15 protein-coding genes are annotated in these 16,527 nt (G+C 76.6%); all 15 read right to left on the bottom strand.

Annotation, left to right across the window (positions count from 1 at the left end):
- Window positions 1-44: 44 nt before the first annotated feature.
- The 15 genes from AB6N23_RS04945 to AB6N23_RS05015 all read right to left on the bottom strand — a co-directional run bounded on the left by AB6N23_RS04945 (window position 45) and on the right by AB6N23_RS05015 (window position 16,360).
- The gene (locus AB6N23_RS04945) at window positions 45-1,256 is read right to left on the bottom strand and encodes an ABC transporter permease (protein ID WP_412864981.1); all 1,212 of its coding nucleotides are present in this window, start codon (window positions 1,254-1,256) and stop codon (window positions 45-47) included.
- Window positions 1,253-2,050, bottom strand: a complete 798-nt coding sequence (locus tag AB6N23_RS04950; RefSeq protein WP_412864982.1) for an ABC transporter ATP-binding protein — start codon at window positions 2,048-2,050, stop codon at window positions 1,253-1,255. Before AB6N23_RS04950 ends, AB6N23_RS04945 begins: the two co-directional genes overlap by 4 nt.
- Window positions 2,047-3,081, bottom strand: coding sequence for a permuted SH3 domain-containing protein (locus AB6N23_RS04955; RefSeq protein WP_412864983.1), 1,035 nt, complete (start codon window positions 3,079-3,081; stop codon window positions 2,047-2,049). The genes AB6N23_RS04950 and AB6N23_RS04955 overlap by 4 nt, the downstream gene beginning before the upstream one ends.
- Before the next feature lie 151 nt (window positions 3,082-3,232).
- Window positions 3,233-4,480, bottom strand: coding sequence for an ABC transporter permease (locus AB6N23_RS04960; RefSeq protein WP_412864984.1), 1,248 nt, complete (start codon window positions 4,478-4,480; stop codon window positions 3,233-3,235).
- On the bottom strand, window positions 4,477-5,196 hold the full coding sequence (locus tag AB6N23_RS04965; protein WP_412864985.1) for an ABC transporter ATP-binding protein: 720 nt from the start codon (window positions 5,194-5,196) through the stop codon (window positions 4,477-4,479). The genes AB6N23_RS04960 and AB6N23_RS04965 overlap by 4 nt, the downstream gene beginning before the upstream one ends.
- Window positions 5,193-6,812 carry a hypothetical protein gene (locus AB6N23_RS04970; protein WP_412864986.1) on the bottom strand — a complete coding sequence of 540 codons (1,620 nt, stop codon included), beginning with the start codon at window positions 6,810-6,812 and terminating at the stop codon, window positions 5,193-5,195. Before AB6N23_RS04970 ends, AB6N23_RS04965 begins: the two co-directional genes overlap by 4 nt.
- A gap of 8 nt (window positions 6,813-6,820) precedes the next feature.
- Entirely contained in the window at window positions 6,821-7,816 is a 996-nt protein-coding gene (locus tag AB6N23_RS04975; RefSeq protein WP_412864987.1) for a hypothetical protein, read from the bottom strand.
- Window positions 7,817-8,030: 214 nt separating this feature from the next.
- Window positions 8,031-9,284 (bottom strand): galactokinase, encoded by a 1,254-nt coding sequence (galK, locus tag AB6N23_RS04980; protein WP_412864995.1) that lies wholly within the window; start codon window positions 9,282-9,284, stop codon window positions 8,031-8,033.
- 32 nt (window positions 9,285-9,316) lie between these two features.
- Window positions 9,317-10,465 (bottom strand): galactose-1-phosphate uridylyltransferase, encoded by a 1,149-nt coding sequence (galT, locus tag AB6N23_RS04985; protein ID WP_412864996.1) that lies wholly within the window; start codon window positions 10,463-10,465, stop codon window positions 9,317-9,319.
- 74 nt (window positions 10,466-10,539) lie between these two features.
- A complete protein-coding gene (locus tag AB6N23_RS04990; RefSeq protein ID WP_412864988.1) occupies window positions 10,540-11,400 on the bottom strand; it encodes a DeoR/GlpR family DNA-binding transcription regulator in 861 nt (286 codons plus the stop codon).
- A gap of 61 nt (window positions 11,401-11,461) precedes the next feature.
- Window positions 11,462-12,655, bottom strand: coding sequence for an Mrp/NBP35 family ATP-binding protein (locus AB6N23_RS04995; RefSeq protein ID WP_412864989.1), 1,194 nt, complete (start codon window positions 12,653-12,655; stop codon window positions 11,462-11,464).
- Between the two features lie 101 nt (window positions 12,656-12,756).
- On the bottom strand, window positions 12,757-13,299 hold the full coding sequence (locus AB6N23_RS05000) for a DUF1003 domain-containing protein (RefSeq protein WP_412864990.1): 543 nt from the start codon (window positions 13,297-13,299) through the stop codon (window positions 12,757-12,759).
- A complete protein-coding gene (locus AB6N23_RS05005) occupies window positions 13,292-14,596 on the bottom strand; it encodes a magnesium transporter MgtE N-terminal domain-containing protein (RefSeq protein ID WP_412864991.1) in 1,305 nt (434 codons plus the stop codon). The genes AB6N23_RS05000 and AB6N23_RS05005 overlap by 8 nt, the downstream gene beginning before the upstream one ends.
- A 51-nt stretch (window positions 14,597-14,647) precedes the next feature.
- Window positions 14,648-15,463, bottom strand: coding sequence for a siderophore-interacting protein (locus AB6N23_RS05010; protein ID WP_412864992.1), 816 nt, complete (start codon window positions 15,461-15,463; stop codon window positions 14,648-14,650).
- A 96-nt stretch (window positions 15,464-15,559) separates the two neighbouring features.
- The gene (locus tag AB6N23_RS05015) at window positions 15,560-16,360 is read right to left on the bottom strand and encodes an energy-coupling factor transporter transmembrane component T (RefSeq protein ID WP_412864993.1); all 801 of its coding nucleotides are present in this window, start codon (window positions 16,358-16,360) and stop codon (window positions 15,560-15,562) included.
- Window positions 16,361-16,527 lie beyond the last annotated feature (167 nt).

Below are 16,527 nucleotides of genomic sequence, written 5' to 3' on the forward strand. Positions count from 1 at the left end.
GCGCGCGCGGGCGGCGGTCGCCGCCGCCCGCGCGTCCGCGCCGGTCAGTACCGGATCGCGTCGATCACCTTGACGCGCACGGCCACCGTCGCCGGCAGGATCCCGGCCAGCGCCCCGACGGCCGTCGCGCACGCCATGCCGACGAGCGCCGCCGACACCGGGAACGGCGGGCGGTCCTGCAGGCCGCCGAACAGCGTGTCGGCCGGGATGTTCTTCACCACGGCGACGGCGACGACGACGCCGACCAGCCCCGCGACGACGGTCGCGACCACCGACTCGAGCAGGACCCCGACGAAGATCCGGCCCGACGTCGCGCCGAACGAGCGGCGGATGCCGATCTCGCGGATCCGGTACCGGACGGTCACGAGCGCGATGTTGACCAGTCCCAGCCCGCCGAGCAGCAGTGCGAACGCGCCGACGCCCAGCACGACCCACCGCGTCGCGCCGTCGAGCATCGCCGTGCCGGTGCTGCGGTTGTCCCACGTGCTCACGTCCCAGCCGGGGACCGCCGCCGCCACCTCGCTCTGCAGGCGCGGCATCAGCTCGTCGACGATCTCCGGCGGCACCCACAGGCTCAGGGTCGGTGCGGGCTGCCCGTACGTCGGCGTGGCGTCGGGCGTGTACCAGCGGACGAGCTGGTCGTAGAGGACGTACGCCTCCGCCGGGTAGTCGGGCCCGCTCCACCGGTTCTCCACCACGCCCACGACCGTGCTCCGCACGGGCGCGACGTCGCCGAGCTGCACGGTCACCGGCTCGGACAGGTCCGCGACGCCGAGCCGGTCGAGGAACGCACGGTTCACGACGAGCTGCGGCGCGAGCGACTCGACGTCGACGTCGACGAACCAGCGGCCCTCGGTGACCTGCACGCGCTGCATCGTGCCGAGGTCCGGGTCGACCGCGCGCACGTCCGCCGGGCGCGTGCCGTCGGGGAAGCGGAACGGCACCTGGGTGCGCCAGTCCCGGCTGGCCCACGAGATGTCGTAGCGCTCGAGGACCCGCGCGTACTCCGCCTGCAGCGCGGCGGGGGCGGCCGACTGCTCCCCGCGCGGCCACGCGTCGACGCTCACGGTCACCTGGCGGCCCACGTCGCGGTCGCCCTGCTCCTGGAACGCCTGCGACAGCATCTGCACCGCCGCCGTCACGCCGGTGATCGCGGCGACCGCCGCGGCGACGCCGATGAGCGCGAGCAGCACGCGCAGCCTGTGGATGCGCAGCTCGTCCCACGCCTCGACGACGGCGCCCACGAACCCGGTCACGGCTGCACCTCCGCGGGCACGGACGGGCCGAGCTCGGGCACGTGCGTGCGGCCGGTGGGCAGGTGCGTCGGCACGTCCCCGACCCAGTCGGCGACGCGCCCGGCGCCACCCACGTCGACGGGCACGAGCACGCCGTCGGCCAGCCGGTAGTGCCGCGAGGCCCGGGCCGCGACGGCGAGGTCGTGCGTGATCGTCACGAGCGCGGCGCCGGTCTCGGACGCCACGTCGTCGAGCAGGTCCATGATCTGCTGGCCCGTCTCGACGTCGAGGGCGCCGGTCGGCTCGTCGGCGAGGATGACGCGCGGCCCGCGGACGAGCGCGCGGGCGACGGCGACGCGCTGCTGCTCGCCGCCGGACAGCTTCTCCGGCATCGTGTCGAGCCGGTCGCCGAGCCCGACCCGGTCGAGCATGGCGGCCGCCAGGTCGCGCCGGCGCCAGAACTGGCGCCCCTGCGCGTACAGCAGCGGTGCGGCGACGTTCTCGAGCGCGGTGCGGCCGGGCAGCAGCTGGAACTGCTGGAACACGAACCCGAAGTCCTGCCCGCGGCGGCGCGTGCGGCGCCGGTTCGACAGCGCGGTGACGGGCGTGCCCTCCAGCAGGTACTCGCCCGACGTCGGCGCGTCGAGCAGACCGAGGATGTTGAGCAGCGTCGACTTGCCCGTGCCGGACCGGCCGACGACGGCGACGTGCTCGCCGGCGGCCACGTCCAGGCTGACCCCGCGCAGGATGTGCAGGACGCGGTCGTCCGGCAGCAGGACGTCGCGCGTGACGTCGCGGAGCTCGAGCATGGTCATCCGCCGCACACCGCCGGGTCGTACTGCGCCGGGTCGGTGCAGTCGACCTCGCCGGCGCCGCCGGGCACCGGGATGAACTCGAGGACGCGGTCGCCCGCGGCGAGGCCCTCGGTGACCTGGACGACCTCGCCGTCGGTCAGGCCGAGGCCGATCGCACGCTCCTCGGGCTCGGCCCCCTCCGTCGCGACGACCCAGACGTTGCCGCGCTGCACGGTGCCCTGCACGGCCGTCACCGGGACGACGAGCGCGTCGGCCGCCGTGCCGTTGACGATCTCGAGGTCGGCCCCGAGGCCTGGGAACGCCGTGACGTCGGCGGGCACGGCGCACGTGATCGTGCCGGACGGCGTGGCTGCCGGGTCGGCGGGCTCGGCTGCGGGATCGGGTCCCGGCGCGGCGGGGGCCGCCGCACCGACGCGCACGCCGGTGCACGTGAACGGCGCCGGCCCGCCCTTGAGCGTCACCTGCGCCTCGGCGGGCGCGCCGACGAGCCGGTACTGCTGGTCGGGCGTCAGCGTGCCGCTCACCGACAGCGTGCCGGGCGCGACCTGCGCCACGGTGTCGCCGACCGCGACGACCTGGTCCTTGAGCGTCGGCAGGCTGAGGGTGCCGCCGACCGGCGCGGTGACCTGCTGCACGACGACCTTCGGCTTGCGCTCCGTGACCGTCGTCTCGCCGGTGGCCGGGTCGGTGCGCGTGAGCGGCTCCTGCGGGGTCTCCTGGCGCACCTCGAGCACCGGCGTGCCGGCCTCGACGCGCTGGCCGTCGGTCGCGAGGACCTTGGACACGGTGCCCGCGAGGGTCGCGCGCACCGGGACCGACGGGTCCGCGACCACGGACCCGCGCACCGTCACGGCGTTGGTCACGGTGCCGGTCGTCACCTCGACGGTCCGGTCCACGACGGCGCCCGTGGGCCGGGCGCCGGTGGCCTCGGCGGTGACGTCGGCGCCCGCGAAGGCGATCTTGACCAGCGCCACGGCGATCACCGCCCAGACGAGCAGGCGCAGGGCGGGGAAGACGTGACGGCGGACCACGGGGGCTCCTGGGGGCGGTGCGGGCGCGGCCGGGGCCGGCGGGGGTGCGGGGGAGGGGGACGACGCGGACGCTACCGGTGCGCGCGCGCCGCCGGGCCCGGTTCGGCGAGCGGGCCCGGCGGTGGCACGGCGGAGGTGGTGGGCGCCGGCGTCAGACGCCGCCGCGCAGGGCGGCGATCGGCTCGACGCTCGCGGCCTTGAGCGCGGGGTACAGCCCGGCGAGCAGACCGATCGCGCCGCCGGCGAGCACGGACAGGCCGACGACCCGCAGGTCGAGGACCGGCGTCCACGTCTGCGCCGCCGACACGACGACGACCACGGCCACGCCGAGGGCCGCGCCGAGCAGCCCCCCGAGCAGGCCGATGACCACCGACTCGACGACGAACTGCCCGGCGATCTGCCGGCGCGTGGCGCCGAGGGCGCGCCGCAGGCCGATCTCGCCGACGCGCTCGAGCACCGACAGCAGGGTCACGTTGGCGATGCCGACGCCGCCGACGAGCAGGGCCACGCCGCCGAGCGCGAGGAAGATCGTGCTGACGTCCGCCTGGACGTCCTGCTGCACGCGCGAGGCGGGCAGCGGCACCTGGACGGTGAGCGAGTCGGGTGCGTTCGGGTCGAGCGCGACCGGGAGCTGCTGGCCGACGACGCGGCCGGAGCCGACCGCGATGTGCAGGTGCAGCTCCTCGGGGGCCGTCAGGCCCAGGTCCGCGCGCGCCGTGCCGGTGGGCAGCACCACGGCGCCCGTCATGTCGGTGCGCCGCGCGAGCCCGTCGACGACGCCGATCACCTGGTACGCGCGGTCGCCGATGAAGATCGACGGCTGCCGGTCGACGCGCTGCACGCCGAGCCGGCGTGCCGCGTCGGCGCCGAGCACGACCACACGGTCGCCGCGGGCGTCGTGGCCCTCGTCGAACCACCGGCCCTGCACGATGCGTCCCTGCAGCGCCTCGAGCGCGTGCGGCCCGGCCGCGAGCACCGGCGGGCGCGTCGTGCTCGCGGCCGACGGGTCGTGCACGGGGACGGCGGAGATCTCGGCGTCGCCGACGTCGAGCTCGGACACCAGCGCCGCCGCCTCCACGCCCGCGATGCGCTCGGCCCGGTCGGCGGCGTCCCACGGCAGCCGCCCGAGGGCGCGCTGCTGACCGTCGAATCCGTTGCTCGTGGCAGGGGCGGCGAGCGCCTGCGTCGCGGCGACGGCGTCGAACTGCTGGTTGATCCGCACGGCCGCGGTCTGCGCGAGGCCGACCGTCACGACGACGGACGCGATGCCCAGCACCGTGCCGAGGATCGTGAGGACCAGGCGGCCCGGGCGCGCACCCACACCGGCGGCGGCCTCGGCGAGCAGGTCGCGCAGCCCGTAGCGGTCCGCGCGCGCGACGCGGTCCGTCACGGCGGTCACGCGATCTCCCGCAGCCGGCCGTCCGCGATCCGCACGCGGCGCTCGGCGCGCGCGGAGACCTCGTCGTCGTGCGTGATGACGAGCAGCGTGAGCCCCTCGGCGTGCAGCTCGTCGAACAGCGCGAGGACGCTCGCCGAGCTCTCCGAGTCGAGGTTGCCCGTCGGCTCGTCCGCGAGGAGCACCCGCGGGCGTGACACGACGGCGCGGGCGACGGCGGTCCGCTGCCGCTCGCCGCCGGACAGCACGGTCGGCAGGAAGTTCAGCCGGTGCGCCATCCCGACGCGCTCCAGCGCCGCCACGGCGCGGTCGCGGCGCTCGGCGCGCGGCACGCCGCTGTAGACGGTGGCGAGCAGGACGTTCTCCAGCACCGTGCGGTGCGGGAGCAGGTGGAACGCCTGGAAGACGAACCCGATGCGCGTGGCCCGCAGCGCCGCGCGCTCGCGCTCGCCCGCCTCGGCCGTCGGCCGGCCGTCGAGCAGGTACTCGCCGGTCGTGGGGCTGTCGAGCAGGCCCAGCAGGTGCAGCAGCGTCGACTTGCCCGACCCCGACGGGCCGACGACGGAGAAGTACTCCCCGGCGTCGACCCGCAGGTCGGTGGGGTGCAGCGCGTGCACGGGCGGGTCCCCGGGGAACGAGCGGGTCACCCCGCGCAGCTCCACCACGGGGGCGCGGTCCTCGACCTGCTCGGGCGTGCCGAGCAGGTCGAGGACCGTCACCCCTCCTCCGTCGCGTCGGCGCCCGGCTCGGCGTCGTCCTCGTCGGACGTCTCGGCCCCCGCCGCGCCGACGACCACGAGGTCGCCCTCCTCGACGGGCTCCTTCGAGCCGGTGATCTCGACGTACCCCCCGGCCGCGAGGCCCGTCGTCACCTCGACGAGCCGCGACGCGCCCTCGCCGTCGGCGACCTCGAGGCGGCTCTCGCCGCCCGGGCCCGCGGTGAGCGCCGCGAGCGGCACCGCCAGCACCTCGCCCTCGGTGGAGCTGACCGGCACGCGCACCCGCACGTTGGTGCCCTGCAGGGCCGTGAGCTGCTCGGGCGTCAGGGCGCCGACGGTGAACACGACGCGCCGCCGGTCGCCGGTGGGCCGGGCGGACTCCTCGCCGCCGCCCTGGGCGCTCTCGCCGTCGGCGGTGCCGGCCGGCTCGGCGTCCGTCACCTCGGCCACCGTCACCGGCACCTCGCCGTCCTCGAGCGGGATCGTCCCGGCGGTCCCGGGCGTGAGCAGGTCGGCGTCGGCCTTGCTGGCCGACGCGGTGACCTGCACCGTCGCGCCGGAGACGGTCATGAAGGCGCCGGAGACGGTCCCGCCGCGACGCACCTCGACGTCGTCGACGCGGCGCGGCAGCGAGGGCAGGTACACGACCTCGGTCGCCGGCAGCGGTGTCAGCGTGTCCGCCTCGGCCTGCTGCAGCGCGGTCCGTGCCGCGGCGACCTGGTCCTGCGCGGCCCGGACGGCGGAGCGCTCCAGGCTCGTGTCGGGCGCCTTGTCGGCGGCCGCCCGCGCGGCGCGCGCCGTCTGCAGCGCGGCGTCCGCCTCGACGAGCGCCGGCGGGGAGCAGTCGGCCGCGGACGGGTCGCGCGCCTCGAGCGGCAGGGCGCACTGGGACCCGAGGAACGCCGCGCGCGCCTCGGCGACGCGGATGGCGCCGTCGAGCTCCGCCAGGGACGCGCCCGGGCCCGCGGCGGTGCCCGCGCCGGCGAGCTGCGCCTGCGCGCTGCGCAGCGCCTCCTGCGCGGTCGTCAGACCCTCCCGGGCGGCCGTGACGGCCTCGGTGGCCTCCTCGCCCGCCGACGGCGGCTCGTACCCGACGCGCTGGTACAGCGCCCGGACGCCCGCGGCGGCCGACGCGTCGTAGGTCGCGTTGCCCGGGTCGCCCCCGTCGATGCCCATCGCCTGCAGGGCGGTGCGCAGCTGCTGGACGTCCGGCCCGGAGACCCCGACCCGCAGCGTGCGGTACGTCGGCAGCTCGCCCGGCAGGACGACGACCGGGCGGCCGACGACCTCGAGCGCGACGGCGCCCGCCTCGAGCGTCGCGCCGACCTCCTTGACCTGCCCGGTGACGACGGCGGGACCGCCGAGGTCACCCGTCTCGACGCGCAGCTCGACCGGGTCGTCGTACCCGACGTCGCCGCGCAGCACGACCTCGTTGCCGATGGTCCGCCGCTCGACCGGCACCGTGATGGGCCCGGCGGTCGGCGGTGCCGCCTCGGCTGCGGCCGCGCCGGGGGAGACGATCAGGCGGGACAGCAGCACGCCCGCGGCCAGGCACAGCACGGCCACCACGGCCATCGCGACGATCGTGCGGCGCCCGCCGCTGACGTGCGCGCTCATCCGCCCGCTCACTTGCCGTCGGTCGCCGCGGCGGTGCTGTCGTCCGCGAAGGCCTGCAGCTGGTCGCCGTACTTCTCCCAGAGGCGGTTCTCCATGGCGAGCTGGGCGTCCTTCTGCGCCTTCGCGTAGCCGCTCGACTCCTGGCAGCGGCGGTCGGCGGTCGCGACGGCGATCTCCTTCTCCTTGAGCTCGGCGACCTTCGCCGCGTCCGGGGTCGGCGGGACGTAGGTCTCCGGGTCCGCCTCGGGGTCCATCTCCTGGTCGTAGCCCATGACCGACTCGTACTCGGTCCAGATGCTCTGCGAGGCCTCCTCGGGCGTCGCGAAGTCGTAGCCGGCGTCGGCGACGCACTCCGCCCACGCGCCCTGGGCCTCACGGACGCCGTCGTCCTCGGCGAGGCGCTCGTACTCGGTGTTCATCTCGTCCATGAGGTCCTGCATGGCCGGGTCGTCCCAGACCTGGCCCTCCTCGTAGACCTCGTGCGACGCGGCACCCTGGCAGCCGGCGGTCTCCCAGTTGTACTCGACCTCGGCCTCCGGGTCCTCCGGCTCCTCCATGGCGCCGTACAGGGCGGCGTAGAACGCCTCCTGCTCGGTCTCGGACATCGAGGCGACGTACTCCTGGTTCGGGTCGACGTACTCCTCGGTGCCGCCGAACAGCTCCTCGCTCGTCGTGGCGCCGTACCCGTACTGCTCGGCGAACTCGAGGGAGTCCCACTCGGGGGCGTCGTCGGTCCCCATGAGGCCCTGGTCCATCGGCTCGGCGGGCGTGTACTCGAAGCCCTCCTCCGCCATGCACTCGGCGACGAGCTCCTCGACGCGGCGCTGCTGCGCCTCGTTGTCCTCGGCGTCCATGCTGCCGCCGACCTGCTCGAAGAACGCGGACAGCGGACCGGTCTCGTCGTCGGACGGGGTGGCGCCGCCGGTGCCGCCGGTGCACCCGGCGAGCAGGAGTGCCACGGCGCCGGCGAAGGCTCCGACGGACGCGGGGAGGTGGGAGCGCATGACGAAGCCCTTTCGGCGGCACGGCAAGGAGGACGAGCGTCACGAACGGTGACGACTCGGGTCATGGCGACCCTAGCGTCCGGCACCTGCGCGGTGGGTCCGCCTGCGGGATGAGTTGCGCAGTCGTGACGTGGTACCTCCGGAGCACAACCCCACGGCCCCCTCATCCGTCAGGGAGGGGCGCCCCGCCACCGGTCCTCGCTGTGAGCGGCCCTCAGCCCGCCGGCGGCGCCGCCACGGCGACCGCGAACGCCGGCGCCCGCAGGTCCCCCGCCGCGAAGGCCGTGGCCACGGCCCCGGCGACGCGCTCCACCGCGTCCGCCGGGACGAGCGCGATCGCGGAGCCGCCGAACCCGCCGCCCGTCATCCGGGCGCCGAGGGCGCCGGCGGCACGCGCCGCCTCGACCGCCACGTCGAGCTCGCGGCACGACACCGCGTAGTCGTCGCGCAGCGACGCGTGCGACGCGTCCATGACCGGGCCGACGCCGGCCACGTCGCCCGCCTCGAGCCGTCCCACGAACGTGGTCACCCGGTCGATCTCGGTGACCACGTGGCGCACGCGCCGCACGAGCACGGCGCCGTCGTCGGCCGCGGCCAGCCGGTCGAGCGCACCGTCGGGTCCCGCGGGGTCGTCCGCCACCTCGCGCAGCGTCGCGACGCCCAGCAGCCCGGCGGCGCGCTCGCACGCGGCCCGTCGCTGCGCGTACTCGCCGTCGACGTGCGAGTGCGGCGCGCGCGTGTCGACGACGAGCAGCGCGAGGCCGTGCGCCGCGAGGTCGAACGGCACGTGCCGCACGCGGCCGTCGCGGCAGTCGAGCAGCAGCGCGTGGTCGGCGCGCGCACGCAGCGACGCCGCCTGGTCCATGCCGCCCGTGGGTGCGCCCGCGATCTCGTTCTCCGCGCGCACGCACACCTCCGCCAGGGCCGCGCGGCCGGCGTCGTCCGTGGCCGCGCCGTCGACGACGTCGCCCGCGAGACCGAGCCCGTGGACGGCGTCCAGGGCGACCGCGACGGCCGCCTCGAGCGCGGCGGACGACGACACACCGGCGCCGAACGGCACGCAGGAGTCGATCGCGACGTCGAACCCGCCCACGTCGTGCCCCGCCTCCCGCAGCGCCCACGCGACGCCCACCACGTACGCCGCCCAGCCGTCGACCGTGCCCGGCGCGACGTCCGCGAGGCGCACCTCGCGCACGCCCGAGGCCTCCTGCGCGGAGACGAGCCGCACGAGGTCGTCGTCGCGCCGGCGCACCGCCGCGTAGGTGCGGTGCGGCAGCGCGACCGGCAGCGCGAGGCCGCCGTTGTAGTCGGTGTGCTCGCCGATGAGGTTGACGCGGCCGGGGGCCGACCACACGCCGTCCGGCTCGGCGTCGAGGACACGCGCGAACAGCGCGCGGGCGCGCTCCTCGCCCGTGGCGCGGTCCCACGCCGCGGTCCAGGTGAGGTCGTCGGTCGGGCGGTCCGTCATCGTGGTCTCCGCAGCGGTGGTCGGGTCGGTGCTCACGCGAGCTCCTGGAGGCGGCGCGCGATGCGCTCCGGGGTGGTGTCCGAGATCCAGGCGCCCATGCCGGACTCGACGCCGGCGAGGTACTTGAGCTTGCCGGGCGCCCGCAGCACCGAGAACACCTGCAGGTGCAGGCGGGACACGTCGCGGCCCTCGCGCACGGGCGCCTGGTGCCAGCCGGAGATGTACGGCAGCGGGATCGCGCCGCCGTCCCCGTCGACGAAGAACTGGTCGAGCCGGCGCAGCAGGGTCAGGTACGTGACGGCCAGGTCGGCGCGCTCGGCGTCCGTGAGCGCGGGCAGGTCGGGGACGTCGCGGCGCGGTGCGAGGTGCACCTCCACGGGCCAGCGCGCCGCGAACGGCACGTACGCCACCCAGTGCTCCGACTCGAGGACGACGCGGGTCCCGTGGCGCAGCTCGGCGTCGAGCACGTCGCGGCCCAGCAGGCGGCCCGTGGCGTCCCGGTGCGCCCGGGCCTGCGCGACCATCGCCGCCGTGCGCGGGGTGACGTAGGGGAACGCGTAGATCTGCCCGTGCGGGTGGTGCAGCGTCACCCCGATCTCCTTGCCGCGGTTCTCGAAGCAGAACACCTGCTCGACGCCCGGCAGCGCGGACAGCGCCTCGGTGCGGTCCACCCACGCCTCGACGATCGTCCGCATCCGGTGCGGCGTGACGCTCGACAGCGACGCGGTCGGGTCGGACGAGAAGCAGATGACCTCGCACCGGCCCGCGGCCGGGCGGCGGCGCCACAGCTCCTCGCCGTCGACCTCCTCCGTGGCGTGCGTCGCACCCGGCACGGCCATGAGCGACGGGAAGCGGTTCTCGAACACGACGACGTCGTAGTCGGTGTCGGGGATCTCGCCGTCCTGGTACGCGGCGCCGGGCCGGGCGGGCGCGAGCGGGTTCGCGTCGGCCGGCGGCAGGAACGTGCGGTTCATGCGGTGCGCCGCCATCGGGATCCACTCGCCCGTGAGCGGGTCGTGCCGCAGCTCCGGGCCCGTGACGGGGAGCGTGGTGCCGTCCGGCTGCGGCACGGGGGCGAACCGGTCGGGCAGCGGCCGCGGGTCGTCGAGGCGGCGCGTCGCCGCGCCCGACACGTACGGCTCGGAGTCGTCGAAGTAGAAGAGCTCGCGCCCGTCGGCCATGCGCGTCGCGGTGCGGCGGACGCGGGCGGCGGCGGGGGAGGTGCCCGGGGCGTCGGGGGTCGGCGAGGACGGGGTCACGGGGTGCTCCGGTGGTCGGCGGCGGCGAGGGCCGGCGCGGGGTCGGCGGGGGTGGCCGGCGTCGACGACGCGGGCACGGGGGCCAGGACGAGGCGGTCGACCGCCGCGGCGAGGTGGGCGCGGGCGGCGGGGGCGAGGCCGGCGTCGACGACGAGCGTGTCGACCTCGTCGTAGCCGCAGATGCGCGCGAGGCCGACCGTGCCCCACTTGGTGCGGTCGGCGAGCACCGTGGTCGCGGCGGCGCACCGGACGAGCGCCCGGTCGGTCGCGGCCTCGGCGAGGTTGGGCGTGGTGGCGCCGTCCGGGTCGAGCCCGTGCACGCCGAGGAACGTGCGGTCGACGCGCAGCCGCTCCAGCGTGGCGTCGGCGACGGGCCCGACGAGCGCGTCGGACGGCGTGCGGGTGCCGCCGGTGAGGACGACCTCGAGGGCGTCGTCGCCGGCCGCGTGCAGGACGTCGGCGACACGCAGCCCGTTGGTCACGACGGTGAGCGGCCGCAGGGTCGGGTCGCCGGCGATCATCTGCGCGAGCAGCCACGTGGTGCTGCCGGCGGACAGCGCGACGGACTGGCCGGGCTCGACGTCGGCGAGGGCGGCGCGGGCCACGGCGGCCTTCTCGGCGCCGGCCCACGTGCGCTTCGCCTCGAAGCCGGGCTCGTCGGTCGAGCGGGCCGGGGTGTCGGGCGCGACCGCGCCGCCGTGCACGCGGCGGACGAGGCCGGCCCGGGCCAGCTCGGCGATGTCGCGGCGGACCGTCATGTCCGAGACGTCGAGGGACGTGACCAGGTCGGCGACGCGGACGGCGCCGTGCGCGCGGACCTGGGCGAGGATCCGTTCCCGGCGCTGCGACGCGAGCATGGTCGACAGTATCCACCAGGAACGAACAAGAACCAACAGCGGGCGACGTGCGCCCGCGGCGTCAGCGCCCGACGGGGGAGAGGTTCAGCGGGCGGCCCGCCAGGTTCCGCGGCCGGGCGGCCAGCGTGCGTGCCATCGCGCGGAGCGCCAGCGCGCCGTCCGAGCCCGGGTCCGCGAGCACGACCGGCGTGCCGGTGTCGCCCGCCTCGCGCAGGCGCACGTCCAGCGGCACCTGCCCGAGCAGCGGCACGTCGGCGCCGGTGAGCCGCGTGAGGTTCTCCGCCACGCGCGCACCGCCGCCCGAGCCGAACAGCTCGAGCCGCGAGCCGTCGGGCTGCGTCAGCCACGCCATGTTCTCGACCACCCCGACGACGCGCTGCCGCGTCTGCACCGCGACCGAGCCGGCGCGCTCGGCCACCTCGGCCGCCGCCACCTGCGGCGTCGTCACGACGACGATCTCCGAGCCGGGCAGCAGCTGCGCGACGGAGATCGCGATGTCGCCCGTGCCCGGCGGCAGGTCGAGCAGCAGCACGTCGAGGTCGCCCCAGAAGACGTCGGCGAGGAACTGCTGCAGCGCGCGGTGCAGCATCGGCCCCCGCCACACCACCGGCTGGCCCGCGGGCACGAACATGCCGATCGAGACGACCTTGACGTCGTGCGCCACCGGCGGCATCAGCATGTCGTCGACCTTGGTCGGCGGCCGGTCGACGCCCAGCATGCGCGGGATCGAGAAGCCGTAGATGTCCGCGTCGACGACCCCGACGCGCAGGCCCTCCGCCGCCATCGCGACCGCGAGGTTCGCCGTCACCGACGACTTGCCGACGCCGCCCTTGCCGGACGCGACGGCGATGACCTTGGTCAGCGAGCCCGGCTGCGCGAACGGGATCTGCGGCTCCGCGTCGGTGCCCCGCAGCTGCACCCGCAGCGCCTGCCGCTGCTCGGCCGTCATGACGCCGAGGTCGACGCGCACGCCGGCGACGCCCTCGAGCGGGGCGACGGCGGCCGTGACGTCGCGGGTCAGCGTCTCCTTCAGCGGGCAGCCGGGGGTCGTCAGGTCGAGGCCGACGACGACGAGGACGCCGGCCGCGCCCGCGGGCTCCGTGTGCACCGAGCGGACCATCCCCAGCTCGGTGACCGGCCGCCGGATCTCCGGGTCCTGCACGCCCGCCAGGGCGCCGCGGACCGCGTCGAGCAGCGCGTCGCCGGGCGTGCCGGTCGTGGGCGTGCCGGGCGGGGGCGTGGGGGACGTGGGCATGCCGCCATCGTAGGTCGCGCCCGCCGGGCACCGTCCGGGACGCCCGTCCCACGCCGTGCCGGGCGCGGTGCGCGTCGCCCGCGCCCCCGCCCGAGCCCGCGTCAGCGCTCGGGGGAGCGGTGCCGGGCGTCGCCGCGCGGCCGGTCGCCGCCCTCGTCGCCGGTCCCGTCCTGGTCCGTCGCGAGCTCCTCGAGCAGGTTGCGCAGCTCCCCCCGCACGAAGTCGCGCGTCGCCACCTCGGACAGCGCGATGCGCAGCGACGCCATCTCCCGCGCGAGGAACTCGGTGTCGGCGAGGTTGCGCTCCGCACGCTGCCGGTCCTGCTCGGCCTGGACGCGGTCGCGGTCGGCCTGCCGGTTCTGCGCGAGCAGGATGAGCGGGGCCGCGTAGGACGCCTGCAGGGACAGCATGAGCGTGAGGGCGGTGAAGCCGTTCTCGGCCTTGTCGAAGCGCAGGTCGGTCGGCCCCCACGCGTTCCACGCCAGCCAGACGGCGCAGAACACGGTCAGGTAGAGGATGAACCGCGGCGTGCCGAGGAAGCGCGCCACCGACTCGGACACGCGGCCCGACGCGTCCTCGCCGACGCGCACGCGCGGCAGCAGCTGGCGCCGCGTCTCGCGCGGCTGGTCGAGGCGGTCAGCCACGGCGGCCACCGTTCCGCACGACCCGGGTGGGGCGCGTCGGCGGACCCACGTTCTCGTCGTCCGTCTCGCGCCAGTCGGCCGGCAGCAGGTGGTCGAGGACGTCGTCGACCGACACCGCGCCCAGCAGGCGGCGCTGCTCGTCGACCACGGGCAGCGCGAGCAGGTTGTACGTGGCGAGCTGGCGCGTGACCGTCAGCAGGGGGGCGTCCGCGGCGACGGGCTCGATGTCGGTGTCGACGATCTGCCCGATCGACTCGTGCGGCGGCTCCCGCAGCATGCGCTGCAGGTGCACCACGCCGATGAAGCGCCCGGTCGGCGTCTCGAGCGGCGGCCGGGCGACGAAGACGAGCGACGCGAGCGCGGGGTTGAGGTCCTGGCGGCGGACGTGCGCGAGCGCCGCCGCGATCGACGTCTCCGGCCCGAGGAGCACCGGCTCCGTCGTCATGAGCCCGCCGGCGGTGTTGTCCTCGTACGCGAGCAGGCGGCGGACGTCCTTCGCCTCCTCCGGCTCCATGAGCTCGAGGAGCTGCGCGACCTGCTCCTGCGGCAGCTCGCCGAGCAGGTCCGCGGCGTCGTCCGGCTGCATCGCCTCGAGGACGTCGGCCGCGCGCGGCAGCTCGAGCGCACGCAGGATCGCGACCTGGTCGTCCTCCGGCAGCTCCTCGAGCACGTCGGCGAGCCGCTCGTCGTCGAGCGCGCTCGCGACCTCGAGCCGCCGCGTGACGCCCAGCTCGTGCAGCACGTCGGCGAGGTCGGCGGCCTTCATGTCCTCGTACTGCGCGAGCAGGAGCTCGGCGCCCTGCGCGCTGGTCGGGCGCCCCAGGCCCTGCACCTGCTCGACCGGCACGAGCAGCGTCTCGCCCCGGCGCCGCAGCAGGCCGCCGCGGTGGTCGGACCGCCGCACGTACACCTTCGTGACGTGCCAGTCGCCGCTGCGCTGCTGCTCCATCGCGACGTCCTCGACCGTCGCCGAGCCCGACCCGTCGAGCAGCTCGACCGTGCGGTCGAGGAGCTCGCCGACGACGAGCGTCTCCGACGCCCGCTGCTCGAACCGCCGCATGTTCACCAGGCCGGTGGAGATGACCTGCCCGGCGTCGACGCTCGTCACGCGCGTCAGCGGCAGGAAGACGCGGCGGCGCCCGGGCACCTCGACGACCAGGCCGACGGCGCGCGGCCCGCCCTTGAGGCGCACGAGCACCACGACGTCGCGCACCCGCCCGACCTCGTCCCCGAGCGGGTCGAAGACCCGGGTGCCGGCGAGGCGCGCGACGAACACCCTGGTCCCGACGCTGCTCACGCGGCCACCCTAGTGCGGACGGGCGGCGGTCACCCGGCGCACGCCGCCGCCTCAGCGCGCCGGGCGGGCGCCGTGCTTCCAGTAGCCGCAGAACGCGATGTCGCTCTTCGCGACGCCCTGCGCGACGAGGTGGCGGCGCACGCCCTGCGTCAGCGCCTGCTCCCCGACGACGAACGCGTACGGCCGCCCGGTCGGGAGCGTCGCCGCGGCGACCGTGCGCAGCGCCAGCGCCCCCGGCACGGCGTGCGCGTCGTCGCGGTGCAGCCAGCGCACCTCGACGTGCGCGGGCGCGTCGACCGGCTGGACGTCCTCGGCCGTCGGCACCTCGAGGAACGCCACGCCCCGTGCGTCGGCCGGCAGCGACGCGAGCACGCCGAGCGCCGCCGGCAGGCCGGACTCCTCCGCGACGACGAGCGTCCAGTCCTGCGTGCCGTCGGCGGCGAAGGTCACGCCCTCGTCGAGCAGGGCCATCGGGGAGCCGACCTCGCACCGCGCCGCCCACCCGGCGGCGCTCACGGTGCCCGGTCCGAGCGTGCCGTGCGCCACGAGGTCGATGTCGACCTCGCCCGGACGCGTCGCACGGACCGTGTAGTTGCGCAGCAGCGGCCGGCGCGACTCCGGCATCGTCAGGTACCGGGCGTAGCCCTTGAGGTCGACGCCCGACGGCAGGTGCAGCGCGTCCTGCCCGGGCCGCGGCACGAACAGGCGGAACCACTGGTCGGCGCCCCGGGGCACGAACCCGTCGGCGAGGTCGCCGCCGCCGACCGTGACGCGCAGCATGTGCGGGGTGACGCGCCGCGCGGCGAGCACCTCGCCGCGCAGGAGCTGGTGCGTCTCGGGCGGGTTCAGCGTGCTGGAGCGGGTCACGGGAGGTCCTCGTCGTCGGGCCGACGGCGCTGCGTCGGGTGCGGGTCGGGCGGGTGCGGGAGCGGTGCGGTGCGGTGCGTGCGGCGCGCGTGCCGGTCAGCGCAGGAGCAGCCACGTCGCGACGGTGGCGGCGCAGCCGAGGGCCACGACGGCGGTGTCGCGTGCGCGCCACGGGACCCGGTACCGCTCGGTGCGGGTCGGGTGGGCGCCGAACGCGCGGGCGTCCATCGCGAGGGCGACGCGCTCGGCGTGGCGCAGCGCGCCCGCCAGCAGGGGCACGGCGTAGCCCACGTAGCGGCGCAGGTCGGCGACGGGGCCCGTGCCGGTCGCGGTGCCGCGCACGCGGTGCGCCGCCCGGATGACCGCGAGCTCGTGGCCGAAGCGCGGCACGAACCGGAAGGCGGCGAGCGCCGTCCAGCCGATCCGGTACGGCACGCGCAGCTGCTGCTGCGTCGCGCGCACGAGGTCGGGACCGGTCGTCGTCAGGCCGCCGACGCACGACAGGAGCACCACGGCGTACAGCCGCGCGACCGTGCCGACGCCCTCGGCGAGCGCCGCCTGCGTGTACCCCCACGAGCCGAGCCGCACGAGGACCGGCGAGCCGGCGGTCGTCGCCGGCGCGACCCACAGGCCCAGCGTGACGCCGACGACCAGCGCGGCGAGCGGCGCGGCGACGAGGAGCCCGGCGAGCACGCGGGGGCCGAGGCCGCCGCCGACGAGGAGCAGCACGGCGGCGGCGCCCGCGAGCACCGCCGCGGCGGCCGGCTCGTGCCACACCACCAGCAGCACCATGGCGGGCAGGGTCGCGGCCACCTTGGCGAGGGGGTTCAGCCGGCGCAGGACGCCTGGACGCGCGTCGACGGCCCACGCGTGCGCGACGGCGGTCGCGGCGCTCACGCGTCCGCCCCCACAGGGAGCGCCACCGCGCCGACCGCGCCTGCGCGGACCTGTCCCGCGTCGACCTGCCCCGCGTCGACCTGCCCTGCGCCGACCGCGCGTGCGCCGACCACCGCGGAGCGCGGCGCGCCCGGCAGGTCCGCGAGCCGCGTCACGCCCCGCCAGGC

The sequence above is a fragment of the Cellulomonas pasadenensis genome (assembly GCF_047229365.1).
Classification (GTDB): Bacteria; Actinomycetota; Actinomycetes; order Actinomycetales; family Cellulomonadaceae; genus Cellulomonas.

Excerpts from the sequence above, each read along its gene's own strand:
- AB6N23_RS04950 (WP_412864982.1), bottom strand. The coding sequence starts at position 2,050 with ATGACCATGCTCGAGCTCCGCGACGTCACGCGCGACGTCCTGCTGCCG.
- AB6N23_RS04970 (WP_412864986.1), bottom strand. The coding sequence starts at position 6,812 with ATGAGCGCGCACGTCAGCGGCGGGCGCCGCACGATCGTCGCGATGGCC.
- AB6N23_RS04975 (WP_412864987.1), bottom strand. The coding sequence starts at position 7,816 with ATGCGCTCCCACCTCCCCGCGTCCGTCGGAGCCTTCGCCGGCGCCGTG.
- galK (WP_412864995.1), bottom strand. The coding sequence starts at position 9,284 with ATGACGGACCGCCCGACCGACGACCTCACCTGGACCGCGGCGTGGGAC.
- galT (WP_412864996.1), bottom strand. The coding sequence starts at position 10,465 with ATGGCCGACGGGCGCGAGCTCTTCTACTTCGACGACTCCGAGCCGTAC.
- AB6N23_RS04990 (WP_412864988.1), bottom strand. The coding sequence starts at position 11,400 with ATGCTCGCGTCGCAGCGCCGGGAACGGATCCTCGCCCAGGTCCGCGCG.
- AB6N23_RS04995 (WP_412864989.1), bottom strand. The coding sequence starts at position 12,655 with ATGCCCACGTCCCCCACGCCCCCGCCCGGCACGCCCACGACCGGCACG.